A 23,598-nucleotide genomic window follows, 5' to 3' on the forward strand; every position below is an offset into this window, starting at 1 on the left:
GTCAGGCGCGTCCCACCGGTCTGATCGTTGACGCCCGCCGAAACCCGAAGGAAACATGCCATTCGCTCACCACTTTGGGAGCGCTCCCACCACCCCCCGAGGACGACTGTGCTCAGACGAATCGGCATCCTCGCCGTGGCCGCACTGGCCACGGCCTGCCTGACCGGCGCACCTCCCGCGACGGCGGAGGAGGGCCCGGAACAGATCCCCAACGGCACCTTCGACACCACCACGGACCCGTGGTGGCACACCGGGAACCTGAACTTCGAGCTGGCCGACGGCCGGCTGTGCTCCGACATCCCCGCGGGAACCGCCAACCCCTGGGACGCGATCATCGGGCTCAACGACATCCCGCTGGTCAAGGACGAGACCTACGCGTTCAGCTTCTTCGCCACCGCCAACCCCGGAAAGGTCGCCAGGGCGTACGTCCAGCTGCCGACCGACCCCTACACGCAGTACGCGGCGGCCGCCCCCGAGCTCAGCGTCTCGGGCAACACCTACACCTACACGTTCACCTCGCCGGTCGACCTGTCCAACGCGCAGGTCGTCTTCCAGCTCGGCGGCAGCGCGACCGCGTGGCGGTTCTGCGTGGACAACGTCTCGCTCAAGGGCGGGGCGCCGCCGGAGGTCTACACGCCGGACACCGGCCCCCGAGTGCGCGTCAACCAGGTCGCCTACCTGCCCAAGGGCCCGAAGAACGCCACCGTGGTCACCGACGCCACCGAGGCGCTGCCGTGGCAGCTCAAGAACTCCGCCGGGACCGTGGTCGCGCACGGCACCACCACGCCGCGCGGCATCGACGACAGCTCCGGCCAGAACGTCCACTCGATCGACTTCGGCTCCTACGTGAAGGCCGGCACCGGCTACACGCTGACCGCCGACGGCGAGACCAGCCGGCCGTTCGACATCAAGCCCGACGCGTACTCCGACCTCAAGCTCGACGCGCTGAAGTTCTACTACACCCAGCGCAGCGGCATCGCGATCGACGACGCGCTGCGTCCCGGGTACGGCCGGCCCGCCGGCCACGTGGACGTCGCCCCCAACCAGGGCGACAAGAACGTGCCCTGCCAGCCGGGCGTGTGCGACTACACCCTCGACGTGTCCGGCGGCTGGTACGACGCGGGCGACCACGGCAAGTACGTGGTCAACGGCGGCATCTCGGTCGCCCAGATCATGAGCGAGTTCGAGCGCACCAAGAACGCCGCCACCGCCAAGCCGATCGGGAGCCTGAACATCCCCGAGAGCGGCGACGACGTCCCCGACGTGCTCGACGAGGCCCGCTGGGAGCAGGAGTTCCTGCTGAAGATGCAGCGGCCCGACGGCATGGTCCACCACAAGATCCACGACGAGAACTGGACCGGCCTGCCGCTGCTGCCGCACCTCGACCCGCAGAAGCGCCAGCTGCACCCGGTCTCCACGGCCGCCACGCTCAACCTCGCCGCGACGGCCGCCCAGGCGGCCCGGGTCTTCGCGCCGTACGACGCGGCGTTCGCCGCGAAGAACCTCGCGGCGGCGAAGAAGGCGTGGGCGGCGGCCAAGGCGCACCCCGACCTGCTCGCCTCCCCCTCCGACGGCGTCGGCGGCGGCACCTACGACGACGCCAACGTCAGCGACGAGTTCTACTGGGCGGCGGCCGAGCTCTACATCACCACCGGTGAGAAGGAGTACAAGGACTTCGTCCTCGCCTCGCCGCAGCACACGGCCGACCTGTGGAGCAAGAGCGGCGCGTTCGACTGGGGTCACGTGGCCGCGCTCGGCCGCCTCGACCTGGCGACCGTCCCCAACGACCTGCCGGGCCGCGACGCCGTGCGCCAGTCGGTCGTCGACGGCGCGGAGCGCTACCTCGGCGTCGTCGAGGCCCACCCGTACGGCCTGCCGTTCGATCCGGGCAACTACTTCTGGGGCTCCAACAGCGCGATCCTCAACAACACGGTCGTCCTCGGCGCGGCCTACGACATCACCGGCACGGTGAAGTACCGCGACGCCGCCCTCGAGGCCGTCGACTACCTGCTGGGCCGCAACGCCCTCAACCAGTCCTACGTGACGGGCTACGGCGAGGTCGCGTCGAAGAACGAGCACAGCCGGTGGTACGCCCACTCGCTGGACACCTCGCTGCCGAATCCGCCGCACGGCACGCTCGCGGGCGGCGCGAACTCCGGCATCGAGGACCCGGTGGCCCAGGCGAAGCTGAAGGGCTGCAAGCCGCAGTTCTGCTACATCGACGACATCAACTCGTACGCCACCAACGAGGAGGCCATCAACTGGAACTCCGCGCTCTCGTGGGTGTCGGCCTTCGTCGCCGACCAGGGCGACGGCGCGGTCAAGGCTCCGGGCTCCTGCCAGGTCACCTACACCACGCACGGCAGCTGGCCGGCGGGCTTCACCACCCAGCTCACCGTCAAGAACACGGGCACGAAGGCGATCGACGGCTGGTCGCTCAAGTGGTCGTTCCTGGGCGGCCAGAAGGTCGACATCGGCTGGAACGCCAAGTTCTCGCAGAAGGCGGCCACCGTGACCGCCGCGAACGAGACGTACAACAAGACCATCAAGCCGGGCCAGTCGATCACCTTCGGCTTCAACGGCCAGGGCGCGCCGGGGGCCAACCCCACGCCCGACCTGATCACGCTGAACGGCGCCGCCTGCTCCGCCTGAGCGGCCGTCGCCTCTGAAGACCCCGGCCGCCGCCTCAGCAGAGGCGGCGGCCGGTTCCATGTCGTCCGCGTCGGGGCGTCCACCTGATCACGCTCGCGACGGTCAGCGTTGTCAGACGCTCTCTAACGCAGGTGCGGCTCGTAGGGCGGCAGGGTGAAGCCCCCGCCGTCCTGGCCACCGCCGTCTCCGTCGTCCCCGCCCTCGCCGGTGTCGTCGCCGGCCTGGGCCAGGACCTCCGGCCGCAGGACGTACGACGCGCCGAGGACCTCGATGCCCAGGAGGGTCCCGTTCCTGTCCAGGTCCAGCACGATCTCCCCGCGTAGTTCGGGGGCCTCGACCTGGATCTGCGTCTCCGCCTCCCCGTCGTCGATCCGGTCGACCAGGTAGACGTAGGCGGCGTCGTTCTCCCTGTCGTGTTCGATGCGCACGTCAGACCTCTCGCACTCGCCCGGCGGCTATTTCTTCTTGCGGATGACCGTGATCAACTTACCGGTCCTGCTGTTCTCCACGATCTTCACGTTCTGCGTTTCGTAGACCGTGGTCCCCGGCGTGTTGCCCCGGCTCTTCTTGCCCGTTCTCCTGGCATTCTCGACCATGTCGTCGCTGATGCCACGCTGGCTCTGACGCAGGTCGGCGTGGGAGCCCACCTCGCCCTCACCACGGCCGCCACCGCCACCGCCGCCGCGGCGCCCACCTCCGCCGCGTCGTCCGTTGCCGCCGCTCCTGGCGTTCTTGTTGCTGCGCCCCATGAGCGCCAGGCCGTCGTGCGGGGACCGGCCGGCCGCCGCGCGGGGACCCACCGTCCCCCTGGCCGGGATCCGGGGGCCCGCACCGGCGAACGCGGGCCCGGGGCCACCGCCTCCCGGCCGGCGCAGATTGTCGAGGACCCGGCGGAACTGCTCGGTGACACGGCGGTCGAGCGCGGGGACCAGCACCCGTCCGGCGCCCTCCGCGCCCTCACGCTGGATCCTCCCGATCGCGGCGCGGGAGCGGAACATCTCCGCCGCGGCCAGGGCCGCGCCGAGCGGACCGCCCGCCAGGTACGCCCGGGCGACCCGGACGGTCGTGTATACGGCGGTCGAGGCGACCGCGACCTTCACCCCGGTCGTCAGCCAGGCCGCGCCGTCGAGCACGGGCGGGGCCCATCGCGCGGCGGCGGCCGCCCGGCTCAGGTGCCCGCCCTCGCCGCCCGTCTCGCTCCAGTAGCCGGCCAGCGCGGTCGCCGACCTGCCGCGGTAGGCCTCGCCCGTCCCCGCGATCGTCGCGTTCGCCGCCGCTCCGGACCGTTCGGTGCCCGCGAGCACGGTCCGCCAGGCGTCGGCGTCCCTGCGGATCTCGTCCTCGTCGACGTTCGGCCAGGGCATGCCGAGCAGGCTCAGCATCATGTCCACCTGCGGGGGAACCGTCACACCCACCGTCGGGCCCCCGTCACGCCCACTGCTCGCCGTAGAGGTCGCGCGACCGCGACAGGCTCGCGCCCTCGGCCTCGCCGACGCGGCCGCTCACCCTGCCCAGCCCGTCGCCGGTGTCCCCCATCACCGCGGACAGGCCGGTCAGCGCCTCCACCCCCAGGAGCGTGCACTGGGCGTACGGGCCGACGAGCATGCCGAGCAGGCCGTCGTCGCGCCACGCGGCGCCGCCGAGACCTCGTTCCCTGAGCCGGTGCAGGGCCGCGGCGTAGTCCTCGCCGTGGACGTGCATACGGGAGGCGTCCTGCCTCATCCGGTCATGGATGATTTCCAGCCCCGACTCCATGCCGCAGACCTCAACTCCTCTGTTCCCCGTTCCGGACGGATCACAGTAAACACTGATCTACCTTCCGATAACCTCCTTTTCCATGACGACCCCCTCCCCCGACGGCGACGCCGAGATGCTGGAGCGCGTCCTGCTGGAGGGCCGGGCGATGATGCGGCGGCTCCGGGACGCGCGGGCCCTGGTCCACGACGTGACGGGACGGGCCGAAAACCCCGGCCGGACGGTCAGGGCGGTGGCCGACGGGCGGGGCGAGATCGTGGAGTTGCACCTCGACCCGCGCGTGATGCGGCTCGACCGCGAGGCCCTCGGCCGGCAGGTGACCGCCGTGCTGCGCGCGGCCCAGCAGGACGCGGAGGCCGGGACCCGGGCGATCATGGACGCCGCCCTCGCCGAGACCGCGCAGGTCCCCGCGCCGCTGGACGAGCGGTTCGTCCGCGACCGCGTGGAGCGGATCGCCCGCGACCTGCTGTGAACCTTTCGCGATCCCGACTGGAGGCGCCTTGTACGGCTCGCGCATGAACCCGGCCGACATCCGCGAGGAGGACCTGGCCAGGGCCGAGGAGCAGGCGGAGCGCATCGACGCCTGGATGGAGCGGGCCCGGGCCGGGCTCGACGAGATCACCGGCACGGGTGAGGCCGCCTCCGGCCAGGTGACGGTCACCGTGTCGGCGGACGGTCTGGTGCTGAACGTGGCGTTCGGGCCGCGCGCGATGCGCCTGGACAGCCGGACGCTGGCGGAGGAGGTCCGCGCCGCCGTCTCACGGGCGCGGCTCGACGCCGTACGCCGGACGCGTGAGTTGATCCGCGACGGTCTTCCCGGGTTCGACCCCGACGAGGCCGCCGCCCAGTTCGAGCGGCTGCTCGACGCCCCCTGGGACTGACGGCCCCCGGGCCGGTCACAGGTCGCTGCCTCCGGTGGCGTCGACGGTGGTGCCGGTGACCCAGCCGGCGTCGCCGGAGGCGAGGAACGCGACCACCCCGGCCACATCCCCCGGTGTGCCCACCCGGCCCAGCGCGGCACGGCCGGCCGACGCCGCCCAGGCCGCCTCGTCGCCGCGCAGCCAGCCCGCGTTCGTGTCGGTGTCGACGATCCCCGGCGCCACGTTGTTGACCGTGATCCCCCGTGGTCCGAGGTGCTTGGCCAGCGCCAGTGTGAAGGTCTCCAGCGCGCCCTTCGTCATCGCGTAGGCGACCGCCTCGGGAAACGCGATCCGGGTCACTCCCGAGGTGACGGTCACGATGCGCCCGCCGTCGGGGATGCGCGGCAGCACCCGCTGTGTCACGAAGAAGGCGGCCCGAGTGTTCACGGCGAACGCCTTGTCGTACTCCTCCGGCGTGACCTCCTCGATCGTCCCCCGCACGGTGATCCCCGCGTTGTTGACCAGGATGTCGATCGGCGCCCGCGGCCCCAGTTCCCGGTCCAGCCCGGCGAACAGGTCGTCCACGTCACCGGGCGCGCCCAGCTCGGCCCGGACCGCGAAGGCCCGGCCGCCCCGGGCCTCGATCGCCGCCACCGTGTCCTTGGCCGCCGTCTCGTCCCTGGCGTAGTTGACCGCCACCAGCGCCCCTTCGGCCGCCAGCCGTTCGGCGATCCCACGCCCGATCCCCCTGCTCGCGCCCGTGACCAGCGCCGTCTTGCCACACAACGCGCCCATGCCCGCTCCTTTTCTGTAGTGGTCGCTATAAAATAACACGACATGTAGCGATCGCTATAAAATCGGCGCATGGGAAGAGCCAGGGCGTTCGATCGGGACGTCGCGCTGGAGCGTGCGCTGGAGGAGTTCTGGCGCCACGGCTACGAGGCGACCTCGATCGCCGGCCTCACGTCGGTCATGGGCGTCAACCCGCCCAGCCTCTACGCCGCCTTCGGCGACAAGCGCCGGCTGTTCGGCGAGGCGGTGCGCCGCTACCAGGAGACCCACGGCGCGTTCGCCTCCCGCGCCCTGGCCGGGGAGCCGACCGCCCGGGCGGCCGTCGAGCGCCTGCTCCGCGAGGCGGCGAAGGTCTACACCGACCCCGCGCACCCACCCGGCTGCATGATCATCTCGGCGGGGGTGAACACGAGCGACCCCGGTGTGATCGAGGAACTGCGGGGGCACCGCGAGGCGGGCAAGGCCGCGATCCGCCGCCGGATCGAACGGGACGCCGAGGCCGGCCTTCTCCCGCCGGAGACCGACGCCCCCGCGCTGGCGACGTTCTTCGCCGCCGCCATCCAGGGCATGTCCACCCAGGCCAGGGACGGCGCGAGCCGCGAGGACCTCGAGGCGGTGGCGACGCTCGCCGTGCGGGCGTGGCCGTAGTCTGTGGGGCGTGATCGACGACATCTACGTGGACGACGCCGTCACGGCGCTGCGTCCGGACTTCTCCGTCCTGGTGATCTGCGCGTACGGCCTGCGCAACGGCCCGTCCGACGACCGTTCGCGGGCCTGGCTGGCCGACGCGGCGGCTCACGCCGTGCCGCTGGACGACGAAAGGATCGAGGCCTGGCGGACCGCCTACCGCGCCTTCGGCGCCAAGCCCCAGCGCACCCGGCCGTCGGTCGACGCCCTGGTCCGCCGGATGCCGCTCCCCGAGATCAACCTGGTCGTGGACGCCTACAACGCCGTGTCCGTACGGCACGGCCTGCCCATCGGCGGCGAGGACCTGCGCCGTTACCAGGGCGCCGGCCGGCTGGTGCGGGCCGCGGGCGACGAGCCCTCGGAGGAGGCCCTGGGCGACCCGGAGATCGGCGAGGTGGTGTGGCGCGACGACGCCGGCGTCACCTGCCGCCGATGGAACTGGCGGCAGTGCGTCAGGACGAGGATCACCGAGGACACGGTGGACGCGCTCTTCCTGCTGGAGCGCCTCGAACCGCTCTCCCCGGACGCACTGCGTGCCGCGGGCGACGACCTTGCGGGTATGCTGTCCGATATAAGCCCCAATATCCGGATCGAGTCGCGGCTTATCGGCTAACCCAGTCGATCTAACCAGAGGGTAAGGGCCACCTCACCACCCAGACGGGCTATCCGCGCGTGACCTGTTTTATCGATCCTGGGAGGATGGGCCGGGGCCTGTGACCCGCCGGGGCACACCGGGGTGTGCGAGGCGAGTAGCCTTGGACAGGTTCACCAAACATCAACGCCGATCTGCGGAAGAGGGCGATTTCCGCCGTGTCGTCTGAGTCGTCGCGGACAAACCCGCTGGCAAGCTTTGGACAAAATGAGTGGCTTGTCGACGAGTTGTACCAGAAGTATCTCGAAGATCCCGAGTCTGTTGACCAGGCCTGGTGGCACTTCTTCTCTGACTACAACGGGACGGCCAAGACCGCTCCGTCCAAGTCCGCAGGCGCCGCGAACGGCGCGACCGCGACGGCCGCAACGGCCGCGCCCGAGGCTCCGGCGCCGGTGAGCCCGGCCCCGCAGACGGCTCCACCGAAGCCCAAGCCACAGGTCAAGCCCGAGGCCAAGGCCCCCGCGCCCGCCAAGCAGCCGGCCCCGGCCGGCGCGGTCGAGGAGAAGCTGCGCGGCGCCGCCGCGCGCACGGCCGCCAACATGGAGGCCTCGCTGGTCGTCCCCACGGCCACCAGCGTCCGCGCGGTCCCGGCGAAGCTGTTGATCGACAACCGCATCGTCATCAACAACCACCTGTCCCGCGGCCGCGGCGGCAAGATCTCCTTCACCCACGTCATCGGCTACGCGATCGTCCGGGCCCTCAAGTCCATGCCTGAGATGAACCACTCGTACGCCGAGGTGGACGGCAAGCCCGTCCTCGTCAAGCCGGAGCACGTCGGGCTCGGCCTCGCGATCGACGTGCAGAAGAGCGACGGCAGCCGCCAGCTGCTGGTGCCGTCGATCAAGCGGGCCGAGACCATGGACTTCCGCCAGTTCTGGACCGCGTACGAGGAGATCGTGCGCAAGGCCCGCGCGGGCAAGCTGGGCGTGGAGGACTTCCAGGGCACCACGATCTCCCTGACCAACCCCGGCACGATCGGCACGGTCCACTCGGTGCCGCGCCTCATGCCCGGCCAGGGCACGATCATCGGCGTCGGCGCGATGGAGTACCCGGCGGAATACCAGGGCGCCTCGGCGGAGACGCTGTCCCGCCTGGCCATCAGCAAGGTGATGACGCTCACCTCCACCTACGACCACCGGATCATCCAGGGCGCCCAGTCCGGCGACTTCCTGCGCCGCATCCACCAGCTCCTGCTCGGCGCCGACGGCTTCTACGACGAGATCTTCGAGTCGCTGCGCATCCCGTACGAGCCGGTCCGGTGGATCCAGGACATCTCGGCCACCCACGACGACGACGTGGCCAAGTCCGCCCGCGTGCTCGAGCTCATCCACGCGTACCGGGTGCGCGGCCACCTCATGGCCGACACCGACCCGCTGGAGTACCGCCAGCGCAAGCACCCCGACCTCGACATCCAGTCGCACGGCCTGACGCTGTGGGACCTGGAGCGCGAGTTCCCGACCGGCGGCTTCGGCGGCAAGCCGCTGATGAAGCTGCGCGACATCCTCGGCGTGCTGCGCGACTCGTACTGCCGCACGATCGGCATCGAGTACATGCACATCCAGAACCCCGAGGAGCGGGCCTGGATCCAGGCGCGGGTGGAGCGGCCGCACGCCAAGCCCGACCGCGAAGAGCAGCTGAACATCCTGCGCAGGCTCAACACCGCCGAGGCGTTCGAGACCTTCCTGCAGACCAAGTACGTCGGCCAGAAGCGGTTCTCGCTCGAGGGCGGCGAGTCGCTGATCCCGCTGCTCGACTCGGTCATCAGCTCCGCGGCGGCCGAGCCTCTCGACGAGGTCGTCATCGGCATGGCCCACCGCGGCCGCCTCAACGTGCTGGCCAACATCGTGGGCAAGTCGTACGCCCAGGTGTTCGGCGAGTTCGAGGGCAACATCGACCCGCGCAGCGCGCACGGCTCGGGCGACGTGAAGTACCACCTCGGCGCGAGCGGCGACTTCGTCGCCGCCGACGGCAGCAAGATCAGCACGTCGGTGGTGGCGAACCCGTCGCACCTGGAGGCCGTCGACCCCGTCCTGGAGGGCGTGGTCCGGGCCAAGCAGGACCTGCTGGAGCGCGGCGAGGAGGGCTTCACCGTCCTGCCCGTGCTCGTCCACGGCGACGCGGCGTTCGCCGGCCAGGGCGTGGTCGCCGAGACCCTGCACCTGTCCCAGCTGCGCGGCTACCGCACCGGCGGCACCGTGCACATCGTGGTGAACAACCAGGTGGGCTTCACGACCTCCCCCGCCTCCTCGCGGTCGAGCGTGTACGCCACCGACGTCGCCCGGATGATCCAGGCGCCGATCTTCCACGTCAACGGCGACGACCCCGAGGCGGTCGTACGCGTCGGGCGGCTCGCCTACGAGTACCGCCAGACGTTCCGCAAGGACGTCGTGATCGACATGATCTGCTACCGGCGGCGCGGTCACAACGAGGGCGACAACCCGGCCTTCACCCAGCCGCTGATGTACGACCTGATCGACGCCAAGCGCTCGACCCGCAAGCTGTACACCGAGGCCCTCATCGGCCGCGGCGACATCACGGTCGAGGAGGCCGAGCAGGCCCTGCGCGACTACCAGGAGCAGCTGGAGCGGGCCTTCACCGAGACCCGCGAGGCCGCCAAGCAGCCGCCGGCACCCGGCGCGGTCCGGGTTCCCGAGCCCGACGAGCTGATTCCGTGGTCGCACGAGGACACCAAGACGGCGATCTCGGAGGAGGTCGTCAAGCGGGTCATCGACACGCAGCTCAACCTGCCCGAGGGCTTCACCATCCACCCGCGTCTCGCCCCGGTGATCCAGCGCCGCGGCGCGATGATCACCGAGGACGCGATCGACTGGGCGACCGGTGAGCTGCTCGCGTTCGGCTCGCTGCTCATCGACGACCACCCGGTCCGTCTGGTCGGCCAGGACTCCCGCCGCGGCACCTTCGGCCAGCGCCACGCCGTGCTGGTCGACCGGGTCACCGGCGAGGAGCACACCCCGCTCAAGACGTTCAACCACGACACGACGAAGTTCTACGTGTACGACTCGCTGCTCAGCGAGTTCGCCGCGATGGGCTTCGAGTACGGCTACAGCGTGGTCCGCCCGGACGCCCTGGTCGCCTGGGAGGCGCAGTTCGGCGACTTCGCCAACGGCGCCCAGTCGATCATCGACGAGTTCATCTCGTCCGGCGAGCAGAAGTGGGGCCAGCGCTCCTCGGTCGTGCTGCTGCTGCCGCACGGCTACGAGGGCCAGGGGCCGGACCACTCCTCCGGCCGCATCGAGCGCTATCTGCAGCTGTGCGCGCAGGACAACATGACGGTGGCGCAGCCGAGCACCCCGGCGAACTACTTCCACCTGCTGCGCTGGCAGGTGCTGTCGCAGCGGCGCAAGCCCCTCGTCATCTTCACGCCCAAGTCGTTGCTGCGGCTCAAGGCGGCGGCCTCGGCCACGTCGGAGTTCACCTCCGGCGCCTTCCGCCCGGTCATCGGCGACTCGACGGTGGACCCGGCGGCGGTCCGGAAGATCGTGGTCTGCTCCGGCAGGATCTACTACGACCTGCTGGCGCGGCGCGAGAAGGACGGCAGGACGGACGTGGCGCTGGTCCGCCTGGAGCGCATCTACCCGTTCCCGGAGAACCCGCTCAAGGCCGAGCTGGCCCGCTACGGCGCGGACGCGGAGCTGATCTGGGCGCAGGACGAGCCCGTCAACATGGGCCCGTGGCCGTACCTCAGCCTGAAGATGGTGGAGAAGCCCGACCTGCTCGGGGGCCGCACCTTCCGCCGGGTCTCGCGTACGCCGAACTCCTCGCCGGCCGTCGGCTCGCACGCGAAGCACGACGAGGAGCTGCACGCCATCCTGAACGACATCTTCGGCTGACCGAGGACTCCGTACGGCTGAGGAGGTCCCCCACGCCCGTGGGGGACCTCCCCTCATGATCAGGCCTTTTCACTGGAGCGAGGTATGTACTTCACCGACAGGGGGATCGAGGAGCTCGTCGAGCGGCGCGGCGAGGAGGAGGTCAGCGTGGGCTGGCTCGCCGAACGGCTGCGTGAGTTCGTGGACCTCAACCCCGAGTTCGAGGTCCCCGTCGAGCGGCTGGCCACCTGGCTCGCCCGCCTCGACGAAGACGACGACGACTGACGGCCGGGGGCGGCGGGAAACGCGATACATCTTGACTTTGCACAAACGAGATATATCTTGTTTGTGGATGGTTCGTCCGCGCGGATGCCGACCCGCGCGGACGCAGGACTTCGCGTGGAAGGGCCTGAGCGATGCCCCAATGGACGATCGACTCTCCCGGACGGCTCACGTTCGGAGAGGTCACCGCGCTCAACGTGCGCGTCGTGGCCGGTCGGCTGGCCGTGCTGGCCAGTGACGGCCCGCCGACCCTCGAAGTGACGGAGGTGGAGGGCTCGCCGCTGGTGGTGACCCACGACGACGACGGCCGCCTGACGGTCGCGTACAAGGACCTCACGTGGGACGGGATCCTGGGATGGTTACGCCCGGGCCCGCGCAGGACGACGCTGACGCTGACTGTGCCGAAGACCTGTCCCGTCCAGGCCGGTGTCGTCTCCGCCTCCGCCGTCGTGACGGGCATGGAGGGGATCACCGGCGTGAAGGCCGTGTCGGGGGACATCGTCCTCGACGGTGTCAGCGGCGAGGTGCAGGCCGAGACGGTCTCGGGCTCGGTGGAGAGCCGGGGACTGGCCGGCGATCTGTCCTTCTCCAGCGTCTCCGGCGACCTCACCGTGGCCGCCGGCCGGCCCCGGCGGCTGCGCGCGAACACTGTCTCGGGACGCGTCACCGCGGACCTGGAAATGGAGCCCACCGGTCACGTCACACTGCACGGCATGTCGGGCGCCATCGTCGTACGGCTCCCGCACGACGTGAACACCGACGTGTCCGCCCACTCGGCCTCGGGCCGGATCGAGTCGGCCTTCCCCGAGTTGTACGCCACCTCGGGGCCCGGGGCCCGCTCCCTCAGCGGCCGTCTGGGCGGCGGCATGGCGTCCCTCTCGGCGACCACGGTGTCCGGCGCCGTCACCCTGCTGTGCGGGCAGCCCGCCGGCAGGCGAGCGGAGAAGCCATGAGCGCGTGTGGCGAACGCATCAGGAACGGCGAACGCATCAGGAACACGGCGTGCGGCATGTCGCGAGCCGAGATCGAGGAGAGAGCATGAGTCCGGTGTTCGGGCACGGCCGGTTGCGGTTGTACCTGCTGAAGCTGCTGGAAGAGAGCCCGCGGCACGGCTACGAGGTCATCCGGCTCCTGCAGGACCGCTTCCTCGGCGTCTACTCCCCCTCCCCCGGCACGATCTATCCCCGGCTGGCCCGGCTGGAGGACGAGGGCCTGGTCACCCACGAGGTAGTGGACGGCAAGAAGGTCTTCACGCTCACCGACAAGGGCCGGGCGGAGCTGAACGACCGGATGGACGAGCTGGCCGATCTGGAGCAGGAGATCACCGCCTCGGTCCAGGACATCGCGCGGGAGGTCAAGGAGGACGTGCGGCAGACCGTACGTTCCCTGCGCGAGGAGCTCACCCAGATGGCCAGGGACATCGGTCACGACGACCGAGACCCGCGGCATGAGCAGAAGGAGGAGTGGCGGCGGCAGCGCGACCACGCCAAGGAGGAGTGGCGCAGGCAGAAGGAGGAATGGCGCCGCCACAAGCGCCAGTGGAAGGAGGAGAGCGACCGCTGGCAGCACGAGTGGCGCCGGATCTGGGAGGAGTCCTGGGGATTCGGCGGCGAGCGGCCGGGCGGCCACGACGTCGCGCTCAGCCGGATGCTGGCCGACTTCGTCGCCGACGTTCACCGCTCGTCCGGCGCGGGCGTGCGTGACAAGCGTGCTCTGGCCGAGTGCCGTGCCGCCCTCGACGAGGCCGCCGAGCGCATCCGCCGGGCCCTGGGCTCCTGAACCCGTCAGAGCGTGAAGACCACCTTGCCGAAGATCTCGCCGCGGTGCATGGCGGCGAATCCCTCCTCCGCCTCGGCCATCGGCAGCACCCGGTCGATCGTCGGCCGGACACCCGTCTGCTCCAGGAACACCGCGAGCCGCGCGAGCTGTCCCCGCGTCCCCATCGTGGATCCGATGATCGACTTTTGCAGGAAGTAGACCTGCGCGAGCTGCGTCGCGGCGACCATGCCACTCGTCGCGCCGCAGGTGACGATCCGGCCGCCCGGGCGCAGGGAGCTGAGCGAGTGCTTCCAGGTCGCCTCGCCGACCGTCTCCATCACCGCGTCCACCCGCTCGGGCAGCCGCGCGCCCGTCTCGAACACCCGGTCGGCGCCGAGCGCGAGGGCCCGTTCGCGCTTGTCCTGCGAGCGGCTGGTGGCCCAGACACGGAAGCCGCCGGCCCGGCCGAGCGCGATCAACGCGGTCGCCACGCCGCCGCCGGCGCCCTGGACGAGGATGGTCGAGCCCGGTTCCAGTCCGGCCTTGTCGAAAAGCATGCGGTAGGCCGTCAGCCAGGCCGTGGGCAGGCAGGCCGCCTCCTCGAAGGAGATCGCCGCGGGCTTGGGCACCAGATTGCGGCGGGGCACCGCCACCTTCTCCGCGAACGTCCCGTCGTGCTTCTCCGACAGCAGCGAACGCGCCGGGTCGAGGGTCTCGTCCCCGTCGACCGGTGTGCCGATCACCGAGTGGACGATGACCTCGTTGCCGTCCTCGTCGATCCCCGCCGCGTCGCAGCCGAGCACGATCGGCAGCCGGTCCTGGCTGATCCCCACCCCCTTGAGGGTCCACAGGTCGTGGTGATTCAGCGCGGCGGCCCGGACCGTGACGGTCGTCCATTCCTCCGGTACGGCGGGCTCGGGGTGCTCCCCGAGCGTCAGGCCCTTGAGCGGGTCGTCCGGATCGGTCTGTGTGGCGGTGACGGCGAACATGCCAGAACATTACTCCGGCAGTCGCGCCGTGTCCGGACGCCCGCGCACGGCTCGCCGCCGGTGCATCCGACACTCGACGAGACCGGCGGGACCTGGCGGACATGCCCCCGGGCCCCTCGCCGCGGTCTCCCTATTTGCCCTTTACGTTCCCTGTACGCCGCGTGCGGTCGACTATCCGGGTCAGAAGTCGAACAGTGCTCCGGCGGCCGACCGCTTCTCACAGTCGTTGCCGAAGGTGCGCCGGAACTGGAAGTACTTCCCGTCCCAGATGCCGCTGGCGGTGACCGTGACAGGTGCGTAGATCATCGTGCAGGGCTCGGCCGCGTTCACCCGAAGAGCGCCCGGGTCGAGATTCGTGCTGTTCAGCCACGTGCAGGCCTTTTCCGGCGAGGGGTGCGAGCCGCCCACCGGGGCGCAGTTCAGGAAGACCGACCGCGTCGGCGGCTCCGCCTGCTCGCCGTCCGCGACGGTCAGGATCACCGCCCGCACCCGGGAGGACGGCGGCCGCACGTCACGCAGGGCGATCTCGGGCGGCGGCGGCGCCGGCAGCGTGTCCGCCCCCGTGGGCGTCACGGATGCGAGCAGCTCGGCTCGGGCAGCCGTTCCGCCGTCGCCGGAGGCGCCGGCCTGGGCCCGGGCCGGGGCGGAGAAGCCGGCGGCCAGTGCCGTACCGGTCAGTAGAACAAGCAGCGGTTTCATGCGATCCCCCCGTTTCCGCTGGTGACCAGCGTTCTCACGGGCGACCTCCGGGGCAAGCGCCCACTCCGGAACCACACCGGAATGTGATGTACCACAGACCACATCGGTTCCGCTCGCTTCATAACGAGCTGGACAAGAAGGTGTGCCACAACCGTATGGATCTGGAAAAATCACCCCTTAGTATCCATATCTCCACACTGAGAGGTCCACGGTGACCAGGAAGCTCACACTCGCCGCGGGTGGCGTCGTCGCCGCCGCGAGTGCGGTCGCCGTTCTGTGGAGTCAAGGACCGGCCGTTCCCGCGACCGTCCCGTCCCGCGTCGCCACGACGACGGTCTCCGCCGTGACCGGCGTCAGCAAGGGCGGGGTCAGCGCCTTCCCCCTCGCCCCGAGCCAAGCGGACGAGCAGCGGGTGGCGGCGTACTGGAGCCCGGAGCGGCTCAAGCAGGCCAGCAGCTACGTGCCGAGCACGAAGCCGTCCCCCACCACCAGGAGCACGACCTCCGCGGTGGAGATGGGCCCGGGAGACACGACACCGCGCGCGAGGGCGCCCCGGGCCGCGGCGCCCCCGCCCGAGGCCTCCCCGCCGATGGTGGGCAAAGTGTTCTTCAAGATCGGCGACAAGGAATACTGGTGCTCCGCCTCCGCGGTGCACTCGGCCCACCGCAACCTCGTCGCCACCGCCGGGCACTGCGCGTACACACTCTCCCAGGACAAGCCGGTGGCCAACTGGGTCTTCATTCCCGGCTACCACGACGGCGTCGCCCCCTCCGGCATCTTCGTCGGCCACACGCTCTACATGCACGAGGACTTCGCCGGCCAGGGCGACTTCGACCGCGACTACGCCTTCGTGACAGTGCATCGGGGCTTCTCCTGGCAGCCGTACGTGGAGAACGGCAGGCTCAAGTACCGGTCGGTCGACGTGGGCCGCCTGGAGGACAAGGTGGGCGCCTTCCGTTTCGCCTCCGGCAAGCCGATCGGACGACCGACCTACGTCTTCGGCTACCCCGCGGGGGCGAACCCCGACGGCAGCCGCCCGTACACCGGCCAGACGGTGAAGTCCTGCAGCGGCACCACCGAGAAGAAGTTCGTCAGCGCGCCGACATGGCAACTCGAACACGGGGTGCGGCTGCCGGGTTGCCCGTTCACGGCCGGCGCGAGCGGCGGCCCATGGGTGACCGGCTACAACGCCGCCACGCGGACCGGCTACATCACCGGAATCACCAGCCTGACCTGGAACCTCAGCGGCGGCGGACGCCTCGACGCCGTCTCCACGCCGTACTTCAACCAGTTGACCCAGCGGGTGTACGCGCAGGCGAGCAAGCAGGGCACGGGCTGACCTCTACGCGGGCCACGAAGCCCCGAATGTGATTCGCATCACATCGCGATCTCTCGTCCGACTGCGCTCAGTAGGCGATTTGACACAGAAGGCCGTCGAATCGACCTGCACTGATGCCGCGCCGCGCTTCCGGCATTGACAAGCGCTGTTAATGATCGCGTAAAGAGTCGCGAGCGTGACGGACGTAGAAGCACGTAAAACACGGGTAAAGGTGAGAGGTAATGTCTTTACTAGCCCTTTACTGATGAGTGGGACGCATGTGGCCTACCACGACAGCATCTGGAGATTCATGAACACCCGAGTCAAGCGCCTCATCCTCCCCATCGGGGGCGTGGCCGTCGCCGGCCTCGTCGGGGCCACGATGGCGGTCCCGGCTCAGGCCGCCGGTGACACGGCCCACGACACCCTGGCGGGCAGCGGCCTCGCCGCGAAGAACGTCGTCGCCTACTGGCTCAACGAGAAGGCCTCCAACCTGATCAAGGCCACCCCGTACGGCTACGAGAGCCAGGTGAGCGCGAAGCACGTGTCGACGGGCGGGCCGTCCGCCGACAGCAAGCCCGGCACCGTCTCCCCCACCGGCAGCGGCGGGTCCGGCGGCACGCTGAAGAACGTGAACCTGCCGCGCACCACCGGCAAGGTCTTCTTCCGCGGGGCCGACGGCAGGCCGCACTGGTGCAGCGCGACCTCCGTCCAGTCGAAGTACGGCAACCTGGTCGCCACGGCCGGGCACTGCGTCTACGACACGAAGTCCAACAAGGCCACCATGGACCGCTGGGTCTTCATCCCCGGCTACTACCAGGGCAAGGCCCCGTGGGGCATCTACGTCGGCAAGACGGCGTACACCCACTACGACTTCGACGTCTACGAGGACGGCGACCGCGACTACGCGTTCGTGACCGTCTACAACGGCATCAAGGCGGGGCGCGGTGGCGACCTGCGCAACGTCGCCGAGTGGAACTGGAAGCAGGTCGACAGGAAGACCTACAACCAGTACGACCGCTTCATCCGCAAGAGCAGGGGCGGCAAGTACTACGTCGTCAAGTTCACCGACGCCGGCCGGCTCGGGAGCAACGTCGGCGGGCAGGGCCTGGCCTACAACCAGAAGGTCGGCAGCTCGGTCTACGTGTTCGGCTACCCGAGCGGGTCGCACCCGGACGGCAACCACGCCTTCACCGGCCAGACCCTCAAGTGGTCGTACGGCAAGACCTTCGCCGCCAAGGCCCCCTCGGTCAAGGGCGAGGAGCTCGTGGGCGTCAAGTCGTCCTTCACCGGTGAGGGCTCCTCGGGCTCGTCGTGGCTGCTGAAGTACAGCAGCGCCAAGCGGCTCGGCTACCTCAACGGCGTCACCAGCGCCGTCTCCGACACCGACGGCAACAAGCGGATCGACACCAGCGTCTCCCCGTACTTCGACGGCGAGACCTACGGCGTCTACAAGGCCGCCGCCAACAACTGGTCCGGCTCCATCGCCTGACGCTCCGCAAGCGGCCGCCGGCCGTCCGGCAGCACTCCGCGGGCAGCCTGCGCGTGGCATGCTGGGCGGACGGCGACCGCGAGGAGATCAACGATGACCCACCCGTTCAGTACGCAGCCCGCCCCCCGGCGTACCCCCCTGAACGCGGAGGAAAGGGCGCGCGGCGAGATCAACTTCTCGCGGCTCGTCACCGAACACCTCGTCACGAAGGGGCGGTTCAGGATCACCGCCGACACCCCGGAGATGGTCGATCTGTGGCAGGCGGTCGCCCGCAGGGCGGGTGAAACGCTCCGGCGGCCGGTGGTCAGCTACGCCAACGGCCGGGACATCGTCATCACGTTCGCCCAGGAGGCCCCCTCTCTCGCGACGCAGGAGTGAGCACCGGCCGAAGTGCCCCGTCGACACCGGCGGGGCACTTCGGCGTTCCTGACGTTTTTCCCTCAGGTGTCGCGAAGGTCACCGGCCAATCGCCGCGTTGTTTTCCCGACTTGATCCCCATCGCTGTATGTTCCTTCGCAGCCCGTACACACCGCACTCCCGAGGGCCGCGGGGCGAGGGAGACGTTCCACAGCAAGGAGATCCGGTTGAAGCGCATCCTCCCCCCGCTGTGGGGTGCGGCGGCGGCCGCGTCGCTCGTCGTCGGGAGCGCGGTGCCCGCTCACGGTTACGAGATCACCGTGACGACCCCCCTCGCCTCCGGCGCGAAGGTGACCTCCATCCTCGCCTACTGGCTCAGGGACGGCGGGCGCTCACTCGCCGGCGCGACTCCCGTGTCCGCTCCGGCCGGGATCGCCGCCACCGCCGTCACAGCCGAGAGCTCCGCTCCCGGCGGCGTACGGGGCGTGGTGCCCGCCGCCGCCGGGGTCAAGCGGGCCAGTGGCCCGTCGAGGAACGTCAACCTGCCGAGGACGACGGGCAAGGTCTTCTTCGTCGGCGCGGACGGCCGGCCCCACTGGTGCGCGGGCACGTCCGTGCAGTCCGACCATCGCAATCTCGTGGCGACGGCCGGGCACTGCGTGTACGCCATGAGGCCCACAGGCAGGACCACAGCGACGCCCTACCGGTATTGGATCTTCATACCGGGGTTCGCCGGCGGCGGCACGCCGTGGGGGGTCTACGCCGGGGAGCGGGCCTTCGCCCACAGCGACTTCACCAGATACGCCGATCTGGATCGCGACTACGCGTTCGTCAGCGTCCACGCCGGCGTGCTGCCCAAGCACGTCGCGCTGCGGGACGCGGCGCAGTACGCGGCGTTCTCCGGCGGCCTCAAGTGGCGCACGGCCACCGGCTACACCGGGATCAGGCTGCTTCCCGCGGGACGTCTCGGCGACAAGGTCGGCGGCCAGGGCCTCGCCTACAACCTGCCGGTCGACCGGCCGCTCGCCATCTTCGGTTACCCCCTGCGGACCGCCGAACGTCCCGCCGACGCGCGAACCGGGCTCACCCGGGCCTACCGCAGGCCCTTCCTGGCCCAGGACCTGTCCAGGAACGCGAACGAACTGGTCGCCGTGCGCTCGGCCTTCGCCACCGCCTCCGGGTCGCCGTGGCTGGCCGCCTACCGAGGCGTACGCGGCCTGGGGTATCTGAACGGCCTGACCATCGGCCTTTCCGGCCCGGCGACCGGCCTGTCGCCGTACTTCGACGGCGAACTCTTCCAGGTCTACAACACGGCCCGGCGGGCCGGCTCCGCGTAAGGCCGCTCCACGGCGTCGAAGAATGGGCTCCCCGCGCGCAGAGGGCGGCCCGATCGGCGTCGCCGAGGCCCCTCGCACTGATGCCCGGGGCCCGGAGGCACCGATCAGACGGCGACCGTCTCCCTGTTCGCGGCCGCCGTGCTCGCCGCGCGGCCCCGGCCGCGCTCCAGCAGCTCCGCCACCCGTGGCTCCGCGGCGTACGGCGCGAACCTGCGGCACATGTCCGCCGCGTACGTCCGGGTGCGCGCCGACTGAATGGTGTCGGCGAGGTCGAGGGCCGACGACGCCGCCTGGCAAGCCTCCTCCAGTTCGCCCTCCTGGATGAGGGCCGTGGCGAGCAGTGAGAGGTTGAACATCCTGCCGCGCACGTAACGCCCGTCCATCACCAGCGAGCGCCGGGCCTGCCGTACGGCCCGCGTCCCGTCGCCGAGGTCGCGCAGGCAGTGGGCCGACTTCGCGGCCAGGTAGGCCTCGTCGAAGTAGCCGATCCAGCCGGGCTCGTTCTGCGGCGTCCGCCGGTCGAAGGCGATCTCCGCCTCGTGCAGGGCGCCGCCGCATGCCGTGCGCTCCCCGAGCAGGGCCAGGGCGTGCGCCTCCAGCACCCGGGCCTCGGCCAGCAGGGAGCCGACCCCCGAGCGCCGCGCCGCCGCGACGGCCGCCCTGGCCAGCTCCAGCCCGTGCCGCGGATGCCCGATGTAGACGGCCTGATGGCTCATCCCGGCCAGGATCTCGCCGCACAGGGCGTGGTCTCCCGCGCCGCGCGCGAGGCCGAGCGCCTGGATCAGGTAGCGCTGGGCCAGCCCGTGCTGCTCCAGGTCGTAGGCCATCCATCCCGCGAGCCGGGTCAGCTCGGCCGCCGCGACCGCCAGCGAGCGCCCGGTGGCCTCGCCGTACGCGCCCTCCCGCAGCAGCGGCGTCACGGCGGTGTGCAGGTAACGAACGACCGGCCCGCGGATGCTGCCGCCGCCGAACCGGTTGTCCAGCTCGCTGAACGACCGGGTCACCTCGCGTATCGCGGCCACGTCCGAGGGCCCGACCCGGCGCGGCCCGTTCGCGGAGAGCCGCTCCCCGTCGGGCGCCGCCAGCCAGCGGAACATGCCCGCCGAGCCCGCTCCCAGGGCGAAGGTGGAGTCGAGCAGGAACCTGCGCCGCTCGACGTCGGCCCTCCACAGTGCTGTCACGCTTGCCACACCCTCCTCCCACGAATGGGGGAACTCCTGTCCCAGATCGGCGGGGACCGTTCCACACGGCATGCCGATGTCCTCCCTGGACACCTGCCGCCCCAGCCGCAGCGAGAAGATCTCGGCCAGCAGCCCGGGAACCGGTTCGCGCGGGCGGCGGCCGCCGATCCAGCGCAGCACGGAACCGTGGTCGTACCGCATCCCCCGCAGCCCCCGGGCCGAGCCGAGACCGTTGAGCCGGCGGGCCAGGCCCTTGCGGGACAGTCCGGCTTCGGTGAGGTGCTGCTGGAGCAGGCGGTTGGGGTCAGGTCGCATCGCTCTCCAACCGGGACAGGCAATAGCCGAGTTGGTAACGGAGAGCTTTCTTTATAGCACTAACCGTGATGACCTAAAGGGATTCCAAAGATGTCGACGGCCTTGACAGCGAGAACCCGGAAGGGCCGCGCACCGCGCGGTCACGCGGCTCGCGGCCCTTCCGGGTTACGTACGGAGGCTACTTGCGGGCGACGCCGTCCTCCCGGGCCTGCCGCGCGACGGCGGCGATCACCGCGGGGGCGACCCGGACGTCGAACGGCGAGGGGATGACGTAACTCTCGGCGACGTCGTCCCCGACCACGGCCGCCAGCGCGTCCGCCGCCGCCACCTTCATGTTCTCCGTGATCGTCGTGGCGCGGACGTCGAGCGCTCCGCGGAAGACCCCGGGGAAGGCCAGCACGTTGTTGATCTGGTTGGGGTAGTCGGACCGGCCGGTGGCGACCACGCGGGCGTGCCGGCCCGCCACCACCGGGTCCACCTCGGGCGTGGGGTTGGACAGCGCGAACACGATCGAGTCCGGCGCCATCGCCGCGATGGCCTGCTCCGGGACCGTGGACCCGGACAGGCCGACGAACACGTCGGCGCCGGCGAGCGCCTGCTCGGTCGATCCGGACAGGCCGATCCTGTTGGTGTCGCGGGCCAGCGCCCGCTTGACCGGGTTGAGGTCTTCGCGGCCGGCGTGGATGACGCCCTTGGAGTCGGAAACCGCGATGTCGCCGATCCCGGCGTTCAGCAGGATCCGCGACACGGCGACCCCGGACGCGCCGGCGCCGGCCACCACCGCCCGCAGGTCGCCGAGAGAGCGCCCGGTCAGGCGGGCCGCGTTGCGCAGCGCGGCGAGGACCACGATCGCGGTGCCGTGCTGGTCGTCGTGGAAGACGGGGATGTCGAGGCGCTCCCGCAGGCGCTCCTCCACCTCGAAGCAGCGGGGGGCGCTGATGTCCTCGAGGTTGATGCCGCCGAACGACGGCGCGAGCCTGACGACGGTCTCGACGATCGCGTCCACGTCGGTGCAGTCGATGCAGACGGGAACCGCGTCGACGCCGGCGAACTGCTTGAACAGCAGGGCCTTGCCCTCCATCACGGGCATGGCGGCGGCGGGGCCGATGTCGCCGAGCCCCAGGACCGCGGTGCCGTCGGAGACCACGGCCACGACGTTGGAGACCCAGGTGTAGTCGTTGACCAGGTCCGGGTTGTCGGCGATGGCGGTGCAGACGCGGGCGACCCCGGGCGTGTACGCGAGCGACAGATCGTCGGCGTCGCGGACCGGGACGGTGGAGCGGACCTCCAGCTTGCCGCCGCGGTGCAGCGCGAACGCGGGATCCAGGTCGAGCGATTCCAAGGAAGCAGATGTAACGGTCACAGCGACCCCAGTGTCGAAAGGACGAGTTCCTTCGGTAGACGCCGTCAAGAGAACGAAAGCCCTGGCTTCGGTAGCCGCCGGAGGCCGTCGTCGTTGACGGTCGTCCGTCTCTTGAGGGGGTACGGGGGTCACCCGTTTCACTGATTGTGCCACAGAAAGTGTCGGGCGCCTGTGCCCGAGCGGGTCACATATCGGTGCGCGATCAGGTGTTCCACCAGGCCATCGGGCGTGTAATACTCGGCTTTGCCAGAGGTCTCTTACATACTTGGGCGCCCCAGTGGACTTGACGTCTTACGCCGAGCTGGCCGTTCAGCTGGTCAACATGGGCGACGAACTCAAAAACCCCTTCTCCCTGCGAGCCCTGCTGGAGGAGACGGGCCGTACGGAGGCGGCAGCGCGTCTCACCCGCCGTGACATCGACGCGCTGTGCGAGCTGCGCGACGAGCTCGCGGAGGTCTTCGCGTCCGCCGCGGAGGGCGACGACGCGGATGTCGTCGAGCGGCTGAACGGGCTGCTGGTCCGCCATCCCGTGCATCCGCAGATCTCGGGACACGACGGCCAGCCCTGGCACCTGCACCTGACCGAGGGCGGCCGGGTGGCCGACGCCCTCTCGGTCGGGTCGGTCATGGGCCTGGCCAGCGTCGTGACCCGGCTCGGCGTGGACCGGCTCGGCACCTGCCAGGCGGCGCCGTGCCGCAACGCCTACCTCGACACCTCCTCCAACCGGTCGCGCCGCTACTGCTCCGAGCGGTGCGCCAGCCGGGCCAACGTGGCCGCCTACCGGGCGCGCAAGCGGGGCGCCTGACCCGGACGCCGGTACGTCCCGCCCAGACGGCTCGATCGACCCGCCCGGACGGCCCGATCGAGCCGTGACCGGGTGAGGCGACCGGGTGAGGGGCCGGGTCAGACGGCCGGTGCGGGGAACCGCAACCCGGGCCGGGGCCAGTAACGCAGCACGACCCGGCCCACTACGTCCTCCTCGGGCACCGCGCCGAAGTCCCAGCTGTCGCGGCGCCCCGGAGCCGACTGGTTGTCGCTCTCCAGCCACCAGCCGTCGCCCGTGAGCCGGAAGGCCCGCTTGACGATCAGCCCGTGCGGCCGTCTGGCGACCACCACGTCGCCCGGCCGGACGGGGGCGCCGAGCCGTACCAGCAGCCAGTCTCCGGGCCGCAACGCGGGCAGCATCGAGTCGCCGGAGACACACACGGCGGTGAGCACATCCCCCTCCGCACGATGATTTCGAGACGAGTAAGGTCGGTCCTGGAACAGTGCTGTCACC

The 23,598-nt window shown here is 70.6% G+C and carries 23 protein-coding genes; 14 read left to right on the top strand and 9 right to left on the bottom strand.

All coding sequences use genetic code 11. The features are described 5' to 3' along the window. The first annotated feature begins 108 nt into the window (after positions 1 to 108). Positions 109 to 2,652: a glycoside hydrolase family 9 protein gene (locus ACQPZZ_RS33920; protein WP_432925828.1), complete on the top strand. Its 2,544-nt coding sequence runs from the start codon at positions 109 to 111 to the stop codon at positions 2,650 to 2,652. Between the two features lie 122 nt (positions 2,653 to 2,774). Here ACQPZZ_RS33920 and ACQPZZ_RS33925 read toward each other — a convergent pair whose 3' ends face one another. The 3 genes from ACQPZZ_RS33925 to ACQPZZ_RS33935 are packed head-to-tail and all read right to left on the bottom strand — an operon-like array spanning position 2,775 to position 4,407. Next, positions 2,775 to 3,080: a DUF2283 domain-containing protein gene (locus ACQPZZ_RS33925; RefSeq protein WP_432925830.1), complete on the bottom strand. Its 306-nt coding sequence runs from the start codon at positions 3,078 to 3,080 to the stop codon at positions 2,775 to 2,777. 27 nt (positions 3,081 to 3,107) lie between these two features. Beyond that, on the bottom strand, positions 3,108 to 4,061 hold the full coding sequence (locus ACQPZZ_RS33930) for a hypothetical protein (RefSeq protein ID WP_432925832.1): 954 nt from the start codon (positions 4,059 to 4,061) through the stop codon (positions 3,108 to 3,110). A 19-nt stretch (positions 4,062 to 4,080) separates the two neighbouring features. Continuing rightward, the gene (locus ACQPZZ_RS33935) at positions 4,081 to 4,407 is read right to left on the bottom strand and encodes a hypothetical protein (RefSeq protein WP_432925834.1); all 327 of its coding nucleotides are present in this window, start codon (positions 4,405 to 4,407) and stop codon (positions 4,081 to 4,083) included. Positions 4,408 to 4,489: 82 nt separating this feature from the next. Between ACQPZZ_RS33935 and ACQPZZ_RS33940 the strand changes: the two genes are divergently transcribed. Continuing rightward, on the top strand, positions 4,490 to 4,879 hold the full coding sequence (locus ACQPZZ_RS33940; RefSeq protein ID WP_432925836.1) for a YbaB/EbfC family nucleoid-associated protein: 390 nt from the start codon (positions 4,490 to 4,492) through the stop codon (positions 4,877 to 4,879). Positions 4,880 to 4,922: 43 nt separating this feature from the next. Further along, entirely contained in the window at positions 4,923 to 5,288 is a 366-nt protein-coding gene (locus tag ACQPZZ_RS33945) for a YbaB/EbfC family nucleoid-associated protein (RefSeq protein ID WP_432925838.1), read from the top strand. Between the two features lie 15 nt (positions 5,289 to 5,303). Here ACQPZZ_RS33945 and ACQPZZ_RS33950 read toward each other — a convergent pair whose 3' ends face one another. After that, complete coding sequence (locus ACQPZZ_RS33950) at positions 5,304 to 6,062, bottom strand: SDR family NAD(P)-dependent oxidoreductase (protein WP_432925840.1); 759 nt, start codon at positions 6,060 to 6,062, stop codon at positions 5,304 to 5,306. A 69-nt stretch (positions 6,063 to 6,131) separates the two neighbouring features. Here ACQPZZ_RS33950 and ACQPZZ_RS33955 point away from each other — a divergent pair, with 69 nt between their 5' ends. The 6 genes from ACQPZZ_RS33955 (at position 6,132) to ACQPZZ_RS33980 (ending at position 13,289) form a co-directional block, all read left to right on the top strand. Continuing rightward, the gene (locus ACQPZZ_RS33955; RefSeq protein WP_432925842.1) at positions 6,132 to 6,707 is read left to right on the top strand and encodes a TetR/AcrR family transcriptional regulator; all 576 of its coding nucleotides are present in this window, start codon (positions 6,132 to 6,134) and stop codon (positions 6,705 to 6,707) included. A gap of 10 nt (positions 6,708 to 6,717) precedes the next feature. Further along, positions 6,718 to 7,359 (top strand): B3/B4 domain-containing protein, encoded by a 642-nt coding sequence (locus ACQPZZ_RS33960; protein WP_432925844.1) that lies wholly within the window; start codon positions 6,718 to 6,720, stop codon positions 7,357 to 7,359. Positions 7,360 to 7,556: 197 nt separating this feature from the next. Beyond that, positions 7,557 to 11,249, top strand: coding sequence for a multifunctional oxoglutarate decarboxylase/oxoglutarate dehydrogenase thiamine pyrophosphate-binding subunit/dihydrolipoyllysine-residue succinyltransferase subunit (locus ACQPZZ_RS33965; RefSeq protein WP_432925846.1), 3,693 nt, complete (start codon positions 7,557 to 7,559; stop codon positions 11,247 to 11,249). A gap of 84 nt (positions 11,250 to 11,333) precedes the next feature. Continuing rightward, positions 11,334 to 11,513 carry a DUF6104 family protein gene (locus tag ACQPZZ_RS33970; RefSeq protein ID WP_432925848.1) on the top strand — a complete coding sequence of 60 codons (180 nt, stop codon included), beginning with the start codon at positions 11,334 to 11,336 and terminating at the stop codon, positions 11,511 to 11,513. Between the two features lie 131 nt (positions 11,514 to 11,644). Further along, positions 11,645 to 12,463, top strand: a complete 819-nt coding sequence (locus ACQPZZ_RS33975; protein ID WP_432925850.1) for a DUF4097 family beta strand repeat-containing protein — start codon at positions 11,645 to 11,647, stop codon at positions 12,461 to 12,463. Positions 12,464 to 12,548: 85 nt separating this feature from the next. After that, positions 12,549 to 13,289, top strand: coding sequence for a PadR family transcriptional regulator (locus ACQPZZ_RS33980; protein ID WP_432925852.1), 741 nt, complete (start codon positions 12,549 to 12,551; stop codon positions 13,287 to 13,289). 5 nt (positions 13,290 to 13,294) lie between these two features. Here ACQPZZ_RS33980 and ACQPZZ_RS33985 read toward each other — a convergent pair whose 3' ends face one another. Further along, positions 13,295 to 14,257: a zinc-binding dehydrogenase gene (locus ACQPZZ_RS33985; protein WP_363647046.1), complete on the bottom strand. Its 963-nt coding sequence runs from the start codon at positions 14,255 to 14,257 to the stop codon at positions 13,295 to 13,297. A gap of 180 nt (positions 14,258 to 14,437) precedes the next feature. Beyond that, entirely contained in the window at positions 14,438 to 14,956 is a 519-nt protein-coding gene (locus ACQPZZ_RS33990) for an SSI family serine proteinase inhibitor (protein ID WP_432925854.1), read from the bottom strand. Positions 14,957 to 15,167: 211 nt separating this feature from the next. On the opposite strand from ACQPZZ_RS33990, the gene ACQPZZ_RS33995 reads away from it, so the two are divergent. The 4 genes from ACQPZZ_RS33995 (at position 15,168) to ACQPZZ_RS34010 (ending at position 19,460) form a co-directional block, all read left to right on the top strand. After that, on the top strand, positions 15,168 to 16,295 hold the full coding sequence (locus tag ACQPZZ_RS33995; RefSeq protein ID WP_432925856.1) for a trypsin-like serine peptidase: 1,128 nt from the start codon (positions 15,168 to 15,170) through the stop codon (positions 16,293 to 16,295). 244 nt (positions 16,296 to 16,539) lie between these two features. Next, positions 16,540 to 17,766: a trypsin-like serine peptidase gene (locus ACQPZZ_RS34000; RefSeq protein WP_432925858.1), complete on the top strand. Its 1,227-nt coding sequence runs from the start codon at positions 16,540 to 16,542 to the stop codon at positions 17,764 to 17,766. Between the two features lie 93 nt (positions 17,767 to 17,859). After that, positions 17,860 to 18,144, top strand: a complete 285-nt coding sequence (locus tag ACQPZZ_RS34005) for a hypothetical protein (RefSeq protein ID WP_432925859.1) — start codon at positions 17,860 to 17,862, stop codon at positions 18,142 to 18,144. 206 nt (positions 18,145 to 18,350) lie between these two features. Further along, positions 18,351 to 19,460, top strand: a complete 1,110-nt coding sequence (locus tag ACQPZZ_RS34010; protein WP_432925861.1) for a trypsin-like serine peptidase — start codon at positions 18,351 to 18,353, stop codon at positions 19,458 to 19,460. 104 nt (positions 19,461 to 19,564) lie between these two features. On the opposite strand, the gene ACQPZZ_RS34015 is transcribed toward ACQPZZ_RS34010, so the two are convergent. After that, positions 19,565 to 20,956, bottom strand: coding sequence for a hypothetical protein (locus tag ACQPZZ_RS34015; protein WP_432925863.1), 1,392 nt, complete (start codon positions 20,954 to 20,956; stop codon positions 19,565 to 19,567). Positions 20,957 to 21,134: 178 nt separating this feature from the next. Beyond that, on the bottom strand, positions 21,135 to 22,298 hold the full coding sequence (locus ACQPZZ_RS34020; protein ID WP_432925866.1) for an NAD(P)-dependent malic enzyme: 1,164 nt from the start codon (positions 22,296 to 22,298) through the stop codon (positions 21,135 to 21,137). 298 nt (positions 22,299 to 22,596) lie between these two features. On the opposite strand from ACQPZZ_RS34020, the gene ACQPZZ_RS34025 reads away from it, so the two are divergent. After that, a complete protein-coding gene (locus tag ACQPZZ_RS34025; RefSeq protein WP_363647038.1) occupies positions 22,597 to 23,124 on the top strand; it encodes a CGNR zinc finger domain-containing protein in 528 nt (175 codons plus the stop codon). A 98-nt stretch (positions 23,125 to 23,222) separates the two neighbouring features. Here the strand turns inward: ACQPZZ_RS34025 and ACQPZZ_RS34030 are convergent, their stop codons facing one another. Beyond that, positions 23,223 to 23,537 (bottom strand): S24 family peptidase, encoded by a 315-nt coding sequence (locus ACQPZZ_RS34030; RefSeq protein ID WP_432925869.1) that lies wholly within the window; start codon positions 23,535 to 23,537, stop codon positions 23,223 to 23,225. Positions 23,538 to 23,598: the final 61 nt, after the last annotated feature.

Origin of the sequence: Microbispora sp. CA-135349, from assembly GCF_050947365.1 — a bacterium.
In the GTDB taxonomy this organism is placed as follows: domain Bacteria; phylum Actinomycetota; class Actinomycetes; order Streptosporangiales; family Streptosporangiaceae; genus Microbispora.